The sequence below is a fragment of the Pseudomonas sp. p106 genome (assembly GCF_003936645.1).
GTDB classification, from domain to species: domain Bacteria; phylum Pseudomonadota; class Gammaproteobacteria; order Pseudomonadales; family Pseudomonadaceae; genus Aquipseudomonas; species Aquipseudomonas putida_E.
The window spans coordinates 31800-50500 of the sequence record NZ_RHQR01000002.1; the positions used below are offsets into that span (position 1 = coordinate 31800).

Genomic DNA, 18701 nt, shown 5'->3' on the forward strand with positions numbered 1-18701 from the left:
CAGCGAAGTAGCCGGGACTGACTGCTAGCGCGCCCGCTTTCCGGGTAGCGGAGCAAACAACGCTTCGATTTCCTCATCCCCCAGACGCCACTGCCCAGCCTCTGCCCCGTCGAGCAAGCTTGCTGCCAGCGCTGCTTTTTCCTGCTGCAGCTGCTGAATCTTCTCTTCAACGGTACCGCGCGTGATCAGCTTGAACACGAACACCGGCTTGTCCTGGCCGATGCGGTACGCGCGGTCGGTGGCCTGGTTCTCGCTGGCCGGGTTCCACCACGGGTCGAAGTGAATCACGGTGTCGGCAGCCGTCAGGTTCAGCCCCACGCCGCCGGCCTTGAGGCTGATCAGAAACACTTCGCTCTCGCCCTGCTGGAACTGTTGCACCGGTGTGCGCCGGTCACGGGTGTCGCCGGTGAGCAGGCTGTAGCGGATCTTGCGCTTTTCCAGCTCTTGTTCGATCAGTGCCAGCATCGAGGTGAACTGCGAGAACAACAGCACCCGGCGCCCTTCGCTGAGCAGTTCTTCGAGCATGTCCAGCAGCGCGCCGAGCTTGCCCTTGTCAGCCTGATTGCCCTTGGTCTCGACCCCTTTGACCAGGCGTAAATCGCAACATACCTGGCGCAGCTTGAGCAGGGCATCGAGGATCACGATCTGGCTGCGTGCCGCGCCATTGCGCGCGATTTCGTCGCGCACTTTCTTGTCCATCGCCACGCGTACGGCCTCGTAGGTATCACGCTGGGCGTCGCTGAGCTCGACCCAATGGACCATTTCGGTCTTGGGAGGCAATTCGGTCGCTACCTGCTCCTTGGTGCGGCGCAGCAGGAACGGGCGGATGCGGGTGACCAGGTGCGCCAGACGTTCCGCGTCGCCATGGCGTTCGATAGGCGTACGGTAATCCTGATTGAAGCGTTTGAGCTCGCCCAGCCAGCCGGGCATGAGAAAGTGGAAGATCGACCACAGCTCGCCCAGGTTGTTTTCCATTGGCGTGCCGGTCAGGCACAGACGCTGGTTGGCCTGCAGCTCGCAGACAGCCTGGGCGGCCTTGCTGGTGCTGCTCTTGATGTTCTGCGCCTCGTCCAGCACCAGTACGCTCCACTGCTGCGCGCGCAGGTGCTCGAGGTCGCGCGGCACCAGGGCGTAGGTGGTCAGTACCAGGTCGTATTCGTGCAGCTTGGCGAAATGCTTGCTGCGGCCGGGGCCGTGCAGGGCCAGGACGCGCAGGTCGGGGGCGAAGCGTTGGGCTTCGTCGAGCCAGTTTGGCACCAGGCTGGTCGGCATCACTGCCAGGGCAGGGTGGGCGAGGCGCCTGTTCTGCTTTTCCAGCAGCAGGTGGGCCAGGGCCTGCAAGGTCTTGCCCAGGCCCATGTCGTCGCCAAGGATGCCGCCGGTGCCCATTTCGCGCAGGGCCTGCAACCAGTTCAGGCCCTGCTGCTGATAGGGGCGCAGGGTTGCGTTGAGCGCTGCGGGCGGCGCGACCTGCAGGTCGCGTGCATCGCGCAGGCGCCGGCCCAGGTCGCGCACATGGGCGCCACCTTCCCAGTGCAGGGGCAAATGTTCGATGTCGTTCAGGCGTGCCGCGTCGGCGCGGTCCATGCGCAGGGTGGGGCCGACGTTGTCCTCGTGCAGGTACAGTTCACCCAGGGTGCCCATGACCGACTTGATTCGCCCGTAGGGCAGGGCGACGCGCAGCGCGGGGGCGTCCAGCCGGCCGCGGTTGAGGTCGATCAGCAGGTGTTCGTCGTCGCTGCGCCGGGCCAGCTCGCTGGGCCGCAGCAACTCGGGGTTGCTGCGCAGCAGCTGCAGCACGATGGGCAGCAGGCTATGGCGCTGGCCTTCGACGAAGATGCCCAGCTCCAGGTCGAACCATTCATGGCCTGGTGCTTCCTCGATGCTGGCGTACCAGTCGTCCACCTCATGCAGGTTGAAGGCGAAGTCGCGGTGGATGTCGACTTCCCAGCCTGCCTCGCGCAGGCGCGGCAGGCCGTCGCGGGCGAAGCGTAGCCAGGCTTCGTCGTCGGGCAGCTGAAGCATCTCGCCCGCGCTGTCTGGCAGCGCCTTGCTTTGCCGGGTGGCGGGCTTGAAACCCAGTTCGCGCAGTGCCTTGCGCAGTGCCTGCTCGGCCGGGGGCTGGCGGCGGATGCGCTGGCTGGTGGTATCCACCAGTCGGGTCAATGGCTTGTCGTCGCTGCCACTGGCGCGCAGCCCATCGTAGTCGAAGGAAAGGGCGGCGCGGTGTTGCATCTGGCGCTGCATACGCCCGGTCTTAGGCATGTAGGCGCTGAATTCGAGACTGCCAAGGGTCAGCCGGCCCTTGGGCTGGACGTTTTCGATCTGCTCGGTGACCACGGCGGTGGGGGTCGGGACTTGCCGGTTCAAGGCGTTCAGTCGATGACTCAAAGGTACTACCAGGTGTTCAGGTACGGTTGGCGCGCGTGCCAGCTGGCTGGCGATGAAGGGGTCGAGATCATGCTGCAGCTCGCCGGCCTGATGCGAATGCCGGTCGATGTAGTGCAAAGGCTCGGTGGGCAGTACCTGCAGCTGCAGGTGCTGGTCATGGTGCCAGGCGCCCCTGTAGCTGCCGTTGTCCAGCCTGACCCAGCGGAACTCGGCATGCAGTTGCGGCCCGGCATGCAAAGGCGTGGGGTCGTCTTCATACAGCAGGCGCCCGGTCGCCAAGGCGTAGCTCAAAAGCTCCGCCCCTTGCTTGCCTTCCAGTTGCGCCACGGGTGTCAGCGTTTTGCTGCGGGCATCGATCAGGCGCAACAGCCGAGCGTCATCTTCCGTAACGTAACGGGGGGTGTAGTAGATCATCTCCGGCATTGAGGTGATGCGGCCGATTTTCAGCGTACCGTCGGTTTGTAGCGTGCCCTTGATTGGCTCGAGCTGAAAGTGTTCGCTATCGCTGTGAATGCGGTAGTAGATGGCCGGACCTTTGCGTGCCGGTTCGCTACTGGCTGCAGCCTTGGAGGGCGATTCGAGCCCCTGCACCCACAGGTTCAGGTCGGGCGGCAGCGACAGCGCGGCTTGCTCCTGAGTTGCGGCTGCCTCAAGGTTTCCACCTTCCAGTTCCAGTTGCAGCAACGCAGCGACGCAGTGCTTGCAATTCAATCCTACCGGGCAGGAGCAGCTCCCAAAGACGCGCAGGTCGCCGTAATTCAACACCAGCTTGATATCCTGATGGTAAATCTGGCCCGCCGAGCCCTCGCACCTCGCCTCGATGGAATGGCCCTGCAGCGAAAGGATTCGCGTTCGTTCCTGCGCTGCATATTTACGGCCTCGGGCCAGTGCGCCCGCGTCGATAAAATCGACCCAGTCCGGATGGGCTCTGAGCAGTTGCCGTGCGTCGCCCTCAGTCACATCACTGCTCCATCATCTCCGGGTCCATCACCGGCATCTTCCGTGTACCTGGCGGGGTGACCTTCAGCAGCACCGCCAGGTGGCCGCCATCGAGGAAGGTCAGCTGGCCGCCCTTGATGGTGCTGTTGCTCTGTTTGAACTGCTCGCTCTTGAGCACATTGCCGTTGCTGTCGAGCTGGTTGACCCAGAAATTGGCCTCCACGGCAATGAAGCGCCCTTCGGTGATGCTCAGGTTGCCTTCGATCGGGAAGTGGCCGAACTGCTCCTGGCCATCACCCAGGGCGATGCGGCTTGGCGTGCTGCCGACATGCTGCTGCCAGGCCTTGTGCAGCAGCACGGTGTAGTCGGCCGTGGCTTGCAGGCGGGTGGCTTCATCTTCCAGCGCCAGTGGGCGTTCGGCGCTCTTTTCCAGGCGCAGGGCGCCGGCGCTCCAGTCTTCAGGGGCGTACGGGCTGGTGAAGGCCGGCACGCTGTTCTGCCGCACAAGGATCATTTCCACCTGATAAAGACCTTCAGCGAAGGCGGCCGGCGCGAACAGCGCAAGCAACAAGGTCAGGCAACGGATGGCACGCATGGATCTTCCTTAGGCTGTCTGTGGGGTCAGGCGCTCGAACAGCGCCTCCAGAGTGTTGAAGCGTTCGTCGGGCCGTTCCATCGGTACCAGGAAGCGGAACTGCGTTGCGCCTTCGAACTTGTAGCGTTTGGGTTGGCCCTGGATCAGCTTGATCAGGGTCAGCGGGTCGACTGGGGTTTCGGCCTCGAACTCGAGCTTGCCGCCGTTCGGGCCGGCATCGACTTTCTTGATGCCGAGCTTTTCCGCCTGCAGCTTGAGCTGGGTCAGGCGCATCAGGTTCTTGGTCGGCTCGGGCAGCAGGCCGAAGCGGTCGATCATCTCCACCTGCAGGTCCTTGAGGCCCTCTTCGTCAGCCGCCGAGGCGATGCGCTTGTAGAGGATAAGCCGCGCATGCACGTCGGGCAGGTAGTCCTCGGGGATCAGTGCCGGCAGGCGCAGGTTGACTTCCGGGCCGCCGCCCAGCGGCTGTTCCAGGTTCGGCTGGGTGCCCTTGCGAATGGCCTTGACCGCCCGTTCGAGCATTTCCATGTAAAGGGTAAAGCCCACGGCCTGGATCTGCCCGCTCTGGCCTTCGCCCAGCAGCTCGCCGGCGCCGCGGATTTCCAGGTCGTTGGTGGCCAGCACGAAGCCGGCGCCCAGGTCCTGGGTGTTGGCAATGGCTTCCAGGCGTTTCTCGGCGTCGGCGCTCACTTTTTGCCGCGCCGGTGTCAGCAGGTAGGCGTAGGCCTGGTGGTGGCTGCGGCCGACCCGGCCACGCAACTGGTGCAACTGGGCCAGGCCGAACTTGTCGGCGCGCTCGATGACGATGGTGTTGGCGCTGGGCACGTCGATGCCGGTCTCGATGATGGTCGAGGCGATCAGCACGTTGAAGCGCTTGTGGTAGAAGTCGCTCATCACCTGTTCCAGCTCGCGCTCGCGCATCTGCCCATGGCCGATGCCGATACGCGCTTCGGGGACCAGTTCGGCAAGGTCGGCGGCGCATTTTTCGATGGTTTTCACATCGTTGTGCAGGTAGTACACCTGGCCGCCGCGCAGCAGTTCACGCAGCAGCGCTTCTTTCACCGTGCTGTTGTTGTGCTCCATGACGAAGGTGCGCACCGACAGGCGCCGGGCCGGCGGCGTGGCGATGATGGACAGGTCGCGCATGCCGGCTACGGCCATGTTCAGCGTTCGCGGAATCGGTGTCGCGGTCAGGGTGAGGATGTCCACCTCGCTGCGCAGGGCCTTGAGCTGTTCCTTCTGGCGTACGCCAAAGCGGTGCTCTTCGTCGATCACCACCAAACCCAGGTCCTTGAAGCGCACATCGTCCTGCAGCAGCTTGTGCGTGCCGATCAGGATGTCGATCTTGCCTTCGGCCAGGTCCGCTGCAGCGCTGGCCACTTCCTTGGCCGATTTGAAACGGCTCATCACCTCGACCGTCACCGGCCAGTCTGCGAAGCGGTCGCGGAAGCTGTTGTAGTGCTGCTGTGCAAGCAGGGTGGTAGGCACCAGCACCGCTACCTGGCGGCCGCTGTGCACGGCGATGAAGGCTGCGCGCATGGCGACCTCGGTCTTGCCGAAGCCGACGTCGCCGCACACCAGGCGGTCCATCGGCTTGGCGGCGAGCATGTCGGCGCGTACCGCTTCGATGGCATTCTGCTGGTCGGGGGTTTCCTCGAAAGGGAAACCTGCGCTGAAGGTGGCATAGTCGGCGGCCGGGTCGGCGAAGGCGTACCCTTTGCGGGCGGCGCGGCGGGCGTAGATGTCGAGCAGCTCGGCGGCCACGTCGCGGACCTGTTCGGCGGCTTTGCGCTTGGCCTTCTGCCAGGCTTCCGAGCCCAGCCGGTGCAACGGCGCCAGGGCGTCATCGCTGCCGGTGTAGCGGGCAATCAGGTGCAGGTTGGCCACTGGGACGTAGAGCTTGGCGCCCTCGGCGTACTCCAGGGTCAGGAACTCGGCGGCCTGGCCGTCGATCTCCAGCGTGGCCAGGCCCAGGTAGCGGCCCACGCCATGGTCGATGTGCACCACCGGGGCGCCTTCGCGCAGCTCGGTAAGGTTCTTGATCACTGCATCATTGGCGGCCTCGCCGCGCTTGTCGCGGCGCCGGCGCTGCATCACGCGCTGGCCGAACAGCGGGCTTTCGGCGACCAGGGCGATGGCAGGGTCTTCGAGCAGCAGGCCTTCGTCCAGCGGGGCGATGGTGATCGCAAGGCGCTGGCTGCCGGTGATGAAGTCAGCCCAGCCCTCGACTGTCTGCGGCCTCAGCTTGAGGCGCTCGAGCAGCTCCAGCAGCACCTCGCGACGGCCCGCCGATTCGGCGGTGAACAACACCCGGCCGCTGAACTGGTCGAGGAAGTCGGACAATGCCGCCAGCGGCTGGTTGGCCTTGGCTTCGATGGCCAGGTTGGGCAGGGTGCAGGCGGGGAAGCGCTCACGGCCGGTACCAGGCTCGACATCATCGGCACTGACCACCACGCGCGGCCACTGCTTGAGCTGGGCGAAGCAGTCTTCCACCGGCAGGAACAGTTCAGAAGGCGGCAGCAATGGGCGGCTCAAGTCGCCGCGGCGGTCTTCGTAGCGCCCGCGCACGTCGTTCCAGAAGTGCTCGGCAGCCTGCTCGACGCCCGGCAGCGAGAACACCTGGGTGTCGCTTGGCAGGTAGTCGAACAGGGTCGAGGTTTCTTCGAAGAACAGCGGCAGGTAGTACTCGATGCCGGCGGGGATGATGCCGCTGGCCAGGTCTTGGAAGATCGCGCTGCGGCGGAAGTCGACATCGAAACGCTCGCGGAAGCGTGCCTTGAAGCGCGTCACTTCCTCTTTCTGCATGGGGAATTCGCGTGCCGGCAGCAGGCGGATCGAGTCGACCTTGTCGATCGAGCGCTGGGTCTCCGGGTCGAAGGTGCGCAGGGTCTCGATCTCGTCGTCGAACAGGTCGATGCGGTAGGGCAGCTTGCTGCCCATCGGGAACAGGTCGATCAGCGCGCCGCGTACGGCGAACTCGCCATGTTCGTAGACCGTGTCGACGCAGCGGTAGCCAGTGGCCTCCAGGCGTGAGCGCATCTGCTCTACATCGATGGTCTGGCCGACGTCCAGCACCAGGCTGCTGCCGAGCAGGAAGCGCGTGGGGGCCAGGCGGTGCAGGGCCGTGGTGATCGGCACCACGAGGATGCCGTGGCTCAACTCCGGCAGCCGGTAGAGACTGGCGATGCGCTGGGAAATGATGTCCTGGTGTGGCGAGAACAGGTCGTAGGGCAGGGTTTCCCAGTCTGGGAACGGCAGCACCGGAAGGCCGGGGGCGAAGAAGCGCAGCTCCTGCTCCAGACGGTCGGCAGCCTGGCTGTCGGCGGTCAGCAGCAGGGTGAAGCGGCCAGCACTGCTGGCGGCCTCGGCGATGGCAAGGCTGAGGGCGGCACCGGGCAGGTTGCCCCAGGTTTGTTTGCCGGCCGTGGCCGACATTTGCGGTAGGCGCAGAACTGACACGGGAGATTGCACTCCAAGCGTTGCGGCAAAGAGACCGATTGTACCGGTGCCGGTGCGTGCTGTCAGGCTCGGAAAGGGCATGAGCACGGGCTTTGGCTCCCACGACAGGCGCTCATTGCCGGTTACGCGTTGGGGCGTCATAATGTAGCCCCTTTTTTCTCCCCCTACATGTGGAAGGTTCCCGTGACTCAGAAGCCCGACCAGTGTCTTGGTGAGTGGATCGATCGTGAAGCTCTGGCTGAAGCGATGATCCCGCTTATCGGTCAGCTCTACCGCAACAACAACGTGGTGAGCTCGATCTATGGCCGCAGCCTGATCAACCGTTCGGTTATCTCGATCCTCAAGGCCCACCGCTTTGCGCGTCACCGTCAGACCGACGAAACCGAACTGTCCGTCCACGAGACATTCCCCCTGCTCAAAGCCATGAGCGAGCTGAAACTGGGCGCCGCTTCGGTCGACCTGGGCAAGCTGGCCAACAAGTTCAAGCAGGAAGGCAACGGCAAGACCGCCGAGCAGTTCGTGCGTGAAGAACTGGCCGACGTGGTTGGCCAGCAGAACGCTTCGGCGCGCAAGGGCACCGACGTTGTCCTGTACGGTTTCGGCCGCATCGGCCGCCTGCTGGCGCGCATCCTGATCGAGAAGACCGGTGGTGGCGACGGCCTGCGCCTGCGTGCAATCGTTGTGCGCAAGGGTGCCGAAAACGACCTGGTCAAGCGCGCCAGCCTGCTGCGCCGTGACTCGGTGCACGGCCCGTTCGATGGCACCATCACCATCGACGAAGCCAACAACACCATCACTGCCAACGGCAACCTGATCCAGATCATCTACGCCAAGAGCCCGAGCGAAGTCGACTACACCCAGTACGGCATCGACAACGCCCTGATCGTCGACAACACCGGCGTATGGCGTGATGCCGACGGCCTGGGCCAGCACCTGGCCTGCCCGGGCGCTGCCCGCGTGATCCTCACCGCACCTGGCAAGGGCGCGCTGAAGAACATCGTGCACGGCATCAACCACGGTGACATCACCGCCGAGGACAAGATCATCTCGGCAGCTTCGTGCACCACCAACGCCATCGTGCCGGTGCTCAAGGCCATCAACGACCAGTACGGCATCGTCAATGGTCACGTCGAAACCGTTCACTCGTTCACCAACGACCAGAACCTGATCGACAACTTCCACAAGGGCAGCCGTCGTGGTCGCGCCGCGCCGCTGAACATGGTCATCACCGAAACCGGTGCTGCCACTGCTGCCGCCAAGGCGCTGCCGGTGCTCAAGGGCAAGCTGACCGGCAACGCCATTCGCGTACCGACGCCGAACGTGTCGATGGCCATCCTGAACCTGAACCTGGAAAAGGCCACCAACCGCGAAGAAATCAACGAGTACCTGCGCCAGACCGCCATGCACTCGGAGCTGCACAAGCAGATCGATTACGTCAGCTCGCAGGAGGTGGTTTCCACCGACTTCGTAGGCTCGCGCCACGCGGGTGTGGTTGACGCCGAAGCGACCATCGCGAACGACAACCGCGTTGTCCTGTACGTCTGGTACGACAACGAATTCGGTTACAGCTGCCAGGTGGTTCGCGTGATGGAAGACATGGCCGGTGTGAACCCGCCAGCGTTTCCACGCTAATTCGCTTGTAAGGCAATGAAAAAACGGGAACCTTCGGGTTCCCGTTTTTTATGGCTGCACCGGCCAGCAATTTGTAGGAGCGGCCTTGTGTCGCGAAAGGACCGCAAAGCGGCCCCAGGTCTCAGCTGAGCAACACAAATTGGTGGGGCTGCTGCGCAGCCCTTGCGCGACACAAGGCCGCTCCTACAAGGTCGCGCCGGTGCTGGCAACCGAGAACTCAACTTTTGCGCACAGCCCTCCTGTTCATCCTCATGCTGCTGACCGCCTGTAACCAAGGCCCCACCCTGGAGCGCCTCGGTGGCCCTGCCATGGGTAGCAGCTACAGCATCCAGTACGTCCGCGAGCCAGGCGGGCCGGCGCCTGTCCAGGTACAGGCGGCGGTGGAAACGATCCTGCAGGGCATAGATCAGCACTACTCGACCTACCGCGGCGACTCTGCGGTGAGCCAGTTCAATCAGCTCCCCGGCAACCAGTGCCTGGCCTTGCCGTCAGACATGCTCGAACTGGTCACCTTCGGCCAGCACTTGGCCGAACAGAGCGATGGTGCCTTTGACCTCACTGTCGAGCCGCTGCTCGACCTCTGGGGTTTCGGCCCCCAGGCCCGCCATGAGCAGGTGCCAGAACCGCAGGCGCTGGCCAATGCCCGCCTGCGTGTGGGCTACCAGCACTTGCGCATCGAGGGCCAGGCATTGTGCAAGGACGCCCCGGTGCAACTGGACTTCAACAGCATCGCCGCTGGCCACGCCCTGGACCTGATTGCTGCACGCCTGCGTGCCATGGGTATCGCCAGCTTCATTGCCGAAGTTACCGGCGAGCTCAAGGCGGTGGGCGGCAAACCCGATGGCAGCCCATGGCGCATCGCCCTGGAATTGCCCCGCGAAGACCGTCAGATCGCCCGCCAGGTAATACCGGTCAATGGCCTGGGTGTATCGACCTCGGGTGACTATCGGCACTATTTCGAGCAGAATGGCCGGCGCTATTCGCACACCTTCGATGCCCGCCTCGGGCGCCCGGTCGATCATGACCTGGCTGCCGTCACCGTGCTCGATGCCTCGGCGCTGCAGGCCGACGGCTACTCGACCCTGTTGCTGATCCTCGGGCCTGAGCGCGGCTGGGATTTTGCCATCGCTCATGACCTGGCGGCGGTATTGGTGACTCGGGCAGAGGGTGGCTTCGTCTCCCGAGCTACGCCTGCTTTCGAGCGGGCGCTCACAGGCAAGTGAAAGCGCAAGCAGGGACGGTAGCTGCCAGGGAATCGGTGGATGCACATGTAGTGCAGGCAAAATTGGCCTACGACGCGACCAAGGGTTAATGTGCGCGGCGTTCACGCTTGATTAGACTGCACCCGAATTTTCTCATGGCGCCCCGGCGGCATGATCGAGTCCCGCGGCGACCGTGGCCAGCGGGCCAGTTCTGAAGGAGTACGCATGGCTGTCTACAACTACGACGTAGTGGTGTTGGGTTCCGGCCCGGCCGGAGAAGGTGCGGCAATGAACGCCGCCAAAGCAGGGCGCAAGGTGGCGATGGTCGACAGCCGTCGCCAGGTCGGTGGCAACTGCACCCACCTGGGCACCATCCCGTCCAAGGCACTGCGTCACTCGGTGCGGCAGATCATGCAGTTCAACACCAACCCGATGTTCCGAGCCATCGGTGAGCCGCGCTGGTTCTCCTTCCCGGACGTGCTCAAGAGCGCCGAGAAGGTGATTTCCAAGCAGGTCGCTTCGCGTACCGGCTACTACGCCCGCAACCGCGTCGACCTGTTCTTCGGTACCGGCAGCTTCGCCGATGAGCAGACCGTCGAAGTGGTCTGCCCCAATGGCGTGGTGGAAAAGCTCAACGCCAAGCACATCATCATCGCCACCGGCTCGCGTCCGTATCGCCCGGCCGACATCGACTTCCATCACCCGCGTGTCTATGACAGTGACACCATCCTGAGCCTCAGCCACACCCCGCGCAAACTGATCGTTTACGGCGCCGGCGTAATTGGCTGCGAATACGCCTCGATCTTCAGTGGCCTGGGCGTGCTGGTCGAACTGGTCGACAACCGCGGCCAGTTGCTGAGCTTCCTGGATTCGGAAATTTCCCAGGCGCTGAGCTACCACTTCAGCAACAACAACATCACCGTGCGCCACAACGAAGACTACGAGCGGGTCGAGGGCCTGGACAATGGTGTGATCCTGCACCTGAAGTCTGGCAAGAAGATCAAGGCCGACGCCTTGCTGTGGTGCAACGGCCGCACCGGCAATACCGACAAGCTGGGCCTTGAGAACATCGGCATCAAGGTCAACAGCCGTGGCCAGATCGAAGTCGACGAGGCCTACCGCACCAGCGTGCCGAATATCTATGGTGCCGGTGACGTGATCGGCTGGCCGAGCCTGGCCAGTGCCGCCCATGACCAGGGCCGCTCGGCGGCAGGCAGTATCGTCGACAACGGCAGCTGGCGTTTCGTCAACGACGTGCCGACCGGCATCTACACCATTCCGGAGATCAGCTCGATCGGCAAGAACGAGCAGGAGCTGACCCAGGCCAAGGTGCCGTACGAAGTGGGCAAGGCATTCTTCAAGAGCATGGCGCGTGCACAGATCGCCGGCGAGCCACAAGGCATGCTGAAGATCCTGTTCCACCGCGAGACCCTGGAAATCCTCGGCGTGCACTGCTTCGGCTACCAGGCTTCGGAAATCGTCCACATCGGCCAGGCGGTGATGAACCAGCCGGGCGAACTGAATAACCTGAAGTACTTCGTCAACACCACGTTCAACTACCCGACCATGGCCGAAGCCTATCGGGTAGCTGCCTATGACGGCCTGAACCGGCTTTTTTGAGCGGCTCCGGCCGGTGGCCTGAGCCGGTCGGGGAGACCGATTTCAGCCCTACCCGAGGGTGGTCTTGGCCAAACCGGGAAAGTCTGTAATCAGGCTGTCCACGCCAAAATCAGCGAGCCGGCGCATCAGTGCCGGCTCGTTGACCGTCCACACCGACACATGCAAACCCTGGCCCTGTGCTTTGAGCAGGCGCTCGGGAGTGCACAATGTCCAGTTCAAGGCCAGCAGATCGCAGCCATAGTTCTGCGCGACCTTCAGCGGGTCGAGCCAGGCGTACTCGGCGACCAGGCCGCGCTTCACGTCAGGCACCAGTTCCAGCGCAGCACCCAGTACTTCCCGCGAGCTTGAGGTGATGGTCACCTTGTCCAGCAGGCCGTACTGCTGTGCCAGTTCCCGAATCGCCAGCACCGTGGTGGCGGCACGGGTCCGCGAGGCGCTCTTGACCTCCAGTTGCCAGTGCTCGAAGGGGCATTTTTCGAACAGTTCTTCCAGCCGTGGGATAGGGCAGGGCTGCACATGGCCCGGGCCGCCCTTGCGTGCGTCGTAGGTAACCAGGTCGGCTGCCGGGTGTTCGACCACCTTGCCGCGCCGGCCTGTTGTGCGCTTGAGGGTAGGGTCGTGGATGACCATCAGCTCATTGTCGGCCGACAGGTGCAGGTCCAGTTCGCAGCGGGTCACGCCGTGGGACAGGCACTGACGGAAGCTGTGCAGAGTGTTCTCGGGCGCTTCGCCCTTGGCGCCGCGGTGGCCATAGATGAGGGTCACGTTCGTTCCTTCAGGTCAAAAATGAAAAGGCTCAGGAGGCAGGGTCGCCCTGTTCCAGCTGCTGGCGCCGTTGCTGCTGTTGGCGCTGCAGGATGTAGCGGGCCAGCAACTGGCGCTGGGCATCGGTCATGTCGGTGAATTCGGTGCCAAGTTCGAAGCTGCCATCGGCACGCGGGTCGCAGTGGGTAACCTTGCCGCGCAGCAGCAGGCCGTGGGCGCGGGGCATCAACACCATCTTCACTTTGACCCGGGTGCCCGGGGCGATTTGCTGGGCTTGTGCGAATTCGATGCCGCCTTCGGAGATGATCACCCGCTGGGGCTGGCCGATCTCGCCGATCAGGGTTTGCGCGACCACCGCGCTGAGCAGGTCCAGGCGCTTGTTCTGCGCCCGCAGGAACGCCGCCAGGGTGCGGTCCTTTTCGCTTAGCTGACGCAACAGGTGCTGGGACTCGAAGTCGGACAGGTGCAGCTCGCTGAGCAGGTTGAACAGTGGTGAATCATCCTGCAACAGTTCTGGCTCAAGGGCTTCGGCCGCGCTCAGGGGGCTGATTTCCAGTGCGATCCGATCTTCGATGCGGTAGTATTCGCGGCGATCTTCTTCGTCTAATGTCGTCATGGCGAACCCATGGTAGCGGCGGTGGTCCGAGTGTAAAGCCGCCGCAGGCGCCTCGCCACAAGGACGTTCCCTTTCATCCGAACAAGCCCCGACATGTTCAGACCTCTTTTCGCATTCATTGGTACGCGCTACACCCGTGCCAAGCGCCGTAATCACTTCGTCTCGTTCATTTCCCTGACCTCGATGATCGGCCTCGCCCTGGGCGTGGTAGTGATGATCGTGGTGCTCTCGGTAATGAACGGTTTCGACCACGAGATGCGTACCCGCGTGCTGGGCATGGTCCCTCACGCCACGCTCGAGAGCGGCCAGCCGATCAACGACTGGCCTGCCCTTGCCCAACAAGTAAAGCAGAATCCGCAGGTGCTGGCCGTTGCGCCCTATACCCAGATGCAGGGCCTGCTGACCCATGATGGCAAGGTGCAGAAGGTGTTGCTCAACGGTATCGACCCAGGCCGCGAGCGTGAGGTGTCGATCATCGACAACTTCATTCAGCAAGGGCGCCTCGACCAGCTGGCGCCGGGCGAGTGGGGCATCATGATCGGTGACAAGGCGGCCGCCAAGCTAGGGGTGGCCATCGGCGACAAGCTGACCTTCGTCGCCCCTGAGGTCAGCGTGACGCCGGCCGGCATGTTCCCGCGCATGAAGCGCTTCACCGTGGTCGGCACCTTCCACGTCGGTGCCGGCGAGATCGACGGTTACCTGGGCCTGACCAACATCGCTGACCTGTCACGCCTGCACCGCTGGAAGCCGGACCAGGTGCAGGGCCTGCGCCTGAAGTTCGACGACCTGTTCCAGGCACCACGCGTGGCCTGGAGCATCGCCCAGCATTTGGGTGAGCAGGAGTACTACAGCCGCGACTGGACCCGTACCCACGGCAACCTGTACCAGGCGATCCGCATGGAAAAAGCCATGATCGGCCTGCTGCTGTTGCTGATCGTTGCGGTGGCGGCGTTCAACATCATTTCCACCCTGGTGATGGTGGTCAACGACAAGCGCGGTGACATCGCCATCCTCCGTACCCTGGGCGCCACGCCCGGGCAGATCATGGCCATTTTCATGGTCCAGGGTACGGTGATCGGGGTGATTGGCACCCTGATCGGTGCAGTGGTCGGTATCCTCGCTGCGCTCAACGTCAGCGCGGCGATCGCCGGCATCGAGAAACTGATCGGGCACAAGTTCCTCAACGCTGACGTGTATTTCATCGATTACCTGCCCTCGCAGATCCAGGCCCAGGACGTGTACATGGTCTGCGGTGCGGCGCTGGTCCTGAGTTTCTTCGCCACCCTGTACCCGGCCTGGCGTGCGGCCCGCACCCAGCCTGCAGAGGCGCTACGTTATGAGTGATTCGCGCATGAGTGATAAAGCCGTTCTGAGTTGCCGCAACCTTGGCAAGTCCTACGACGAGGGGCCGGAGTCGGTACAAGTGTTGGCCGGGCTCAACCTCGAACTGCACGCCGGGGAGCGGGTGGCCATTGTCGGCAGTTCGGGTTCGGGCAAGAGCACCTTGCTCAACCTGCTGGGCGGCCTCGATCGGCCGACCCAGGGCAGCGTCTGGCTGGCCGGCGAAGAGCTGTCGGCGCTTGGCGAGCGCGCCCGCGGCCTGCTGCGCAATCGCGAGCTGGGCTTTGTCTATCAGTTCCACCACCTGCTGCCCGAGTTCACCGCCATGGAGAACGTGTGCATGCCGCTGCTGATCGGCCGCACCGCGATCCCCGAGGCGCGGGAGCGCGCCGAGGCACTGCTCAAGCGTGTCGGCCTGGGCCACCGCCTGCACCACAAGCCGGCCGAGCTGTCCGGTGGTGAGCGTCAGCGGGTGGCCATTGCCCGGGCGCTGGTAAACCGGCCGGGCCTGGTGATGCTCGATGAGCCGACCGGCAACCTCGACCACCACACCGCCCAAGGCATCCAGGAATTGATGCAGGAACTGTCCAGCGCATCGCGCACGGCATTCCTGGTGGTGACCCACGACCTCAACCTGGCGCGCCAGATGGACCGCGTGCTGAAACTCGACGACGGTCATCTGGTGGCGATCTGAGCCGCTTGCACGGGGTGGCCTGAGCCGCCCCGCAACTTTTTCAGTGGGTGTTTTACATGTTCAGACCCTTGCCCTTGTTCATCGGTGCGCGCTACACCCGTGCCAAGCGCCGCAACCATTTCATCTCATTCATCTCGATGACTTCGATGATCGGCCTGTCCCTGGGTGTGCTGGCGATGATCGTGGTGCTGTCGGTGATGAATGGCTTCCAGCGCGAAATGAGCTCGCGCATCCTCGGCCTGGTGCCACACGCCAGCATCCTCGGTGTGCAGCCGCTGGACGACTGGCGCAAGGCTGCCGATGCGGCACTGCAGAACCCGGCAGTGATGGCCGCTGCGCCGATCACCGAGATGGAGGGCATGCTCTCCTACAAAGGTGCGATGCAGCCCATCCAGGTCAGCGGTATCGACCCGGCCGAAGAGGGCAAGGTCTCGATCGTCGGCCAGCACATCGTGCAGGGGCGCCTGCAGGCCCTGCAACCGGGTGAGTATGGGGTGGTGATCGGCGAGCTGACTGCGCGCCGGTTCCGCCTCAATACCGGCGACAAACTGACCCTGATCGTGCCGGAAATCAGCAAGGAGCCGGGCGGCATCACCCCGCGCATGCAGCGCCTGACGGTGGTCGGCATCTTCAAGGTGGGTGCCGAGCTGGACGGTTCGCAGGCTTACATGCACGTGGCCGATGCCGGCGAGATGCAGCGCTGGGCGCCAGGCCAGGTGCAGGGCGTGCGCCTGAAACTGCACGACCTGTATGCCGCACCGCAGGTGTCCAAGGCCATTGCTGCCAGCCTGGGCGATGCCTACCGCGCCGATGACTGGTCGCACACCCAGGGCAGCCTGTTCAGTGCCATGAAGATGGAAAAGACCATGATCGGCCTGCTGCTGATGATGATCATCGCCGTGGCGGCGTTCAACATCATCGCCACCCTGGTGATGGTGGTGAACGACAAGGGGCCGGACATCGCCATCCTGCGTACCCTGGGCGCCACCCCGGCACAGATCATGGGCACCTTCATGGTCCAGGGCAGCCTGATCGGTATCGTCGGCACATTGATCGGTGGCGTGCTCGGGGTGATTGCTGCGTTCAATGTCAGCCAGATCGTCGGCTGGCTGGAGCGGGTGAGCGGGCAGCACATCTTTACCTCGGATGTGTACTTCATCAGCAGTTTGCCGTCCGAGCTGCAGTGGGGTGATGTGGCGATCATCTGCACCGCCGGACTGGTGATGAGCTTCCTGGCGACCATCTACCCGGCATACCGCGCTTCGCAGGTGCAGCCGGCGATCGGGTTGGCTGGTTGATTGCACTGTGGGGGCGCTTTGCGCCCCTTTCGCGACACAAGGCCGCTCCTACCGCGATCACGTCAGCTTTGTGAGCGGCCTTGTGTCGCGAAGGGGCTGCAAATCAGCCCACGCGATCTAAAGCGGCTCGCTGAACTCGATTACAAACCGCGTCCAGCCGTCCTTGCACTGTGCCCGGATGCTCCCGCCATGGGCCTGGATGATCGACCGGGTGATTGCCAGGCCCAGCCCCGCATGTTCGCTACTGCCCTCGCGCCGCGCCGGGTCCACCCGATAAAACCGGTCAAACAGCCTAGGCAATGAAGCAGCTTCGATCGGCATGCCGGTATTGGCCACGCAAACTTTCCCCCCAGGCTCCAGCGTCACGCGTATTTGCCCGCCTGCCGGCGTAAACCGCAGTGCATTGTCGAGCAGGTTGGACAGTGCCCGGCGCAGCATATGCCGGTCGCCCTTCAACGTCGCCTCACCCTCACGCAGCAGCTGCACTTCGTTGTCCTCGGCGAGGGGAGCGTAATACTCCAGCAGCGCGTCCACCTCTTCATGCAACGCCAGCATCGCCTGCCCTGGTGCCAGCAGCCCATGGTCGGCCTTGGCCAGGAAAAGCATGTCGTTGATCATCTGTGCCATCCACTGCAGCTCCTCAAGGTTGCCGTGCAGTGCTTCGCGGTATTCCTCGAGGCTACGGGGGCGGGTGAGGGTGACCTGGGTGTGGGTCAGCAGGTTTGACAGCGGCGTGCGCAGCTCGTGGGCGATATCGGCCGAGAACGCCGACAGGCGCTGGAAGGCGTCATCCAGGCGCTGCAGCATGGCGTTGACGGTGCTGCCCAGTTCCGCCAGCTCTTCCGGCAGCTGCGCCACCGGCAGGCGGGTGGTCAGCGAGCGCGCCGACACGCTGGCGGCCACCTGGCCCATCTGCCGTAACGGCTTTAGCCCGCGGCGCGCGGCCCAGGCGCCGAGCAGTGCCGTGGCCAGCGCGGACAGGCCGACGGTGAGCCAGATGAGCCGCTGCATGCCCTGCAGAAAGTGCTGGTGATGGGTGATGTCGAGAAACAGCGTCAGTCGGGCGCTGTCGTTCAGTTGCACGGCCAGGCTGCGGTAATCGACACCGTCGGCATGCACCGTTGCCAGTCCTGGGCCGGCCGGCGCGTCTGGCAGCGCGGAGCGGCTGGCGTACCAAGGGCTGCCATCGCTGCCATTGATGCGCAAGGCCAGGTCGGCCTGGTGGCTGAGCTCGTTGCGCAGGGCTGCCAGCTGTGCTTGCAGGTCGGCAGGGCGTTGCAGGCCGCAAAGCCGGGTGCGTAAAAGCGACACGCGTGATTCGAGCAGTTGCTGGTCCAGCTCGACGAAATGTTGCTCGCTGGCGCGGTTGAACAGCAGCCCCGCCCCCAGCGAAACGGCAGCGGTACACGCGGCGAACAACAGGGCCAGGCGGCTGCCAAGGGAAAGCCTGCGCATCAGGCGTGGCGCTCCTCGAGCACATAGCCCATGCCGCGCACGGTGTGAATCAGCTTGTTGCGGTGCGGGTCGTCGATTTTCAGGCGCAGGCGGCGGATGGCGACCTCGATGACGTTGGTGTCGCTGTCGAAATTCATGTCCCAAACCTGCGAGGCGATCAACGATTTGGGCAACACTTCGCCTTGGCGGCGCAGCAGCAATTCAAGCAGGGCGAACTCCTTGGCGGTCAGGTCGATGCGTTGGCCTGCACGCTCTGCCCGGCGGCGGAACAAGTCCAGGCGCAGGTCGGCCAAGGCCAGCTGCGTCTCTTGGCTGGGGCTGGCACCGCGGCGTAGCAGGCTGCGCACCCGGGCCAGCAGTTCGGAAAAGGCGAAAGGCTTGACCAGGTAATCGTCGGCACCCAATTCCAGGCCGCGCACGCGGTCCTCCACTGCATCGCGAGCAGTGAGGAACAGTACCGGCGTGTCCAGGCCGGCCTGGCGCACCGCCTGGAGGATCTGCCAGCCGTCGCGGCCTGGGAGCATCACATCAAGGATCAGCAGGTCGTGATCGCCGCTCAGGGCCAGGTGCTGGCCGGTTTCGCCATCAGCGACCAGCTCAGTGGCGAAGCCGGCCTCGCTGAGGCCTTGGCTCAGGTACTGGCCGGTGCGGGCCTGGTCTTCGACGATCAGCAGTTTCATGCGGTGTCCAGAGT

Annotated in this window: 13 protein-coding genes; 6 read left to right on the plus strand and 7 right to left on the minus strand. The window is 64.0% G+C overall.

Annotated features, from left to right (window positions below; all coding sequences use genetic code 11):
• Window positions 1-24: 24 nt before the first annotated feature.
• The 3 genes from EGJ09_RS02760 to mfd are packed head-to-tail and all read right to left on the minus strand — an operon-like array spanning window position 25 to window position 7384.
• A complete protein-coding gene (locus tag EGJ09_RS02760; RefSeq protein ID WP_125923173.1) occupies window positions 25-3351 on the minus strand; it encodes a DEAD/DEAH box helicase in 3327 nt (1108 codons plus the stop codon).
• A 1-nt stretch (window position 3352) separates the two neighbouring features.
• Window positions 3353-3925 (minus strand): CsiV family protein, encoded by a 573-nt coding sequence (locus EGJ09_RS02765; RefSeq protein ID WP_125923174.1) that lies wholly within the window; start codon window positions 3923-3925, stop codon window positions 3353-3355.
• Window positions 3926-3934: 9 nt separating this feature from the next.
• Complete coding sequence (mfd, locus tag EGJ09_RS02770; RefSeq protein ID WP_125923175.1) at window positions 3935-7384, minus strand: transcription-repair coupling factor; 3450 nt, start codon at window positions 7382-7384, stop codon at window positions 3935-3937.
• Between the two features lie 168 nt (window positions 7385-7552).
• Between mfd and EGJ09_RS02775 the strand changes: the two genes are divergently transcribed.
• The 3 genes from EGJ09_RS02775 (at window position 7553) to sthA (ending at window position 11838) form a co-directional block, all read left to right on the plus strand.
• The gene (locus EGJ09_RS02775) at window positions 7553-9016 is read left to right on the plus strand and encodes a glyceraldehyde-3-phosphate dehydrogenase (protein WP_012313571.1); all 1464 of its coding nucleotides are present in this window, start codon (window positions 7553-7555) and stop codon (window positions 9014-9016) included.
• Between the two features lie 224 nt (window positions 9017-9240).
• Window positions 9241-10239, plus strand: a complete 999-nt coding sequence (locus EGJ09_RS02780; protein WP_125923176.1) for an FAD:protein FMN transferase — start codon at window positions 9241-9243, stop codon at window positions 10237-10239.
• A 204-nt stretch (window positions 10240-10443) separates the two neighbouring features.
• Window positions 10444-11838 carry a Si-specific NAD(P)(+) transhydrogenase gene (gene sthA / locus EGJ09_RS02785; protein ID WP_012313573.1) on the plus strand — a complete coding sequence of 465 codons (1395 nt, stop codon included), beginning with the start codon at window positions 10444-10446 and terminating at the stop codon, window positions 11836-11838.
• 48 nt (window positions 11839-11886) lie between these two features.
• Here the strand turns inward: sthA and EGJ09_RS02790 are convergent, their stop codons facing one another.
• Both EGJ09_RS02790 and EGJ09_RS02795 read right to left on the minus strand, forming a co-directional pair.
• Window positions 11887-12603, minus strand: coding sequence for a glycerophosphodiester phosphodiesterase (locus tag EGJ09_RS02790; RefSeq protein WP_046786451.1), 717 nt, complete (start codon window positions 12601-12603; stop codon window positions 11887-11889).
• A gap of 31 nt (window positions 12604-12634) precedes the next feature.
• Window positions 12635-13219, minus strand: a complete 585-nt coding sequence (locus tag EGJ09_RS02795) for a PilZ domain-containing protein (protein WP_115275403.1) — start codon at window positions 13217-13219, stop codon at window positions 12635-12637.
• A gap of 93 nt (window positions 13220-13312) precedes the next feature.
• Here EGJ09_RS02795 and EGJ09_RS02800 point away from each other — a divergent pair, with 93 nt between their 5' ends.
• Genes EGJ09_RS02800 through EGJ09_RS02810 form a run of 3 tightly spaced genes read left to right on the plus strand, consistent with a single transcriptional unit; the run spans window position 13313 to window position 16552 of the window.
• Window positions 13313-14563 carry a lipoprotein-releasing ABC transporter permease subunit gene (locus EGJ09_RS02800; RefSeq protein WP_115275402.1) on the plus strand — a complete coding sequence of 417 codons (1251 nt, stop codon included), beginning with the start codon at window positions 13313-13315 and terminating at the stop codon, window positions 14561-14563.
• Between the two features lie 7 nt (window positions 14564-14570).
• The gene (lolD, locus tag EGJ09_RS02805; RefSeq protein WP_172655298.1) at window positions 14571-15254 is read left to right on the plus strand and encodes a lipoprotein-releasing ABC transporter ATP-binding protein LolD; all 684 of its coding nucleotides are present in this window, start codon (window positions 14571-14573) and stop codon (window positions 15252-15254) included.
• Window positions 15255-15310: 56 nt separating this feature from the next.
• A complete protein-coding gene (locus EGJ09_RS02810) occupies window positions 15311-16552 on the plus strand; it encodes a lipoprotein-releasing ABC transporter permease subunit (protein WP_125923177.1) in 1242 nt (413 codons plus the stop codon).
• 117 nt (window positions 16553-16669) lie between these two features.
• Here the strand turns inward: EGJ09_RS02810 and EGJ09_RS02815 are convergent, their stop codons facing one another.
• Entirely contained in the window at window positions 16670-18007 is a 1338-nt protein-coding gene (locus tag EGJ09_RS02815; RefSeq protein WP_177433141.1) for a heavy metal sensor histidine kinase, read from the minus strand.
• Window positions 18007-18687, minus strand: coding sequence for a two-component system response regulator CinR (gene cinR, locus EGJ09_RS02820; protein ID WP_125923178.1), 681 nt, complete (start codon window positions 18685-18687; stop codon window positions 18007-18009). The genes EGJ09_RS02815 and cinR overlap by 1 nt, the downstream gene beginning before the upstream one ends.
• Window positions 18688-18701 lie beyond the last annotated feature (14 nt).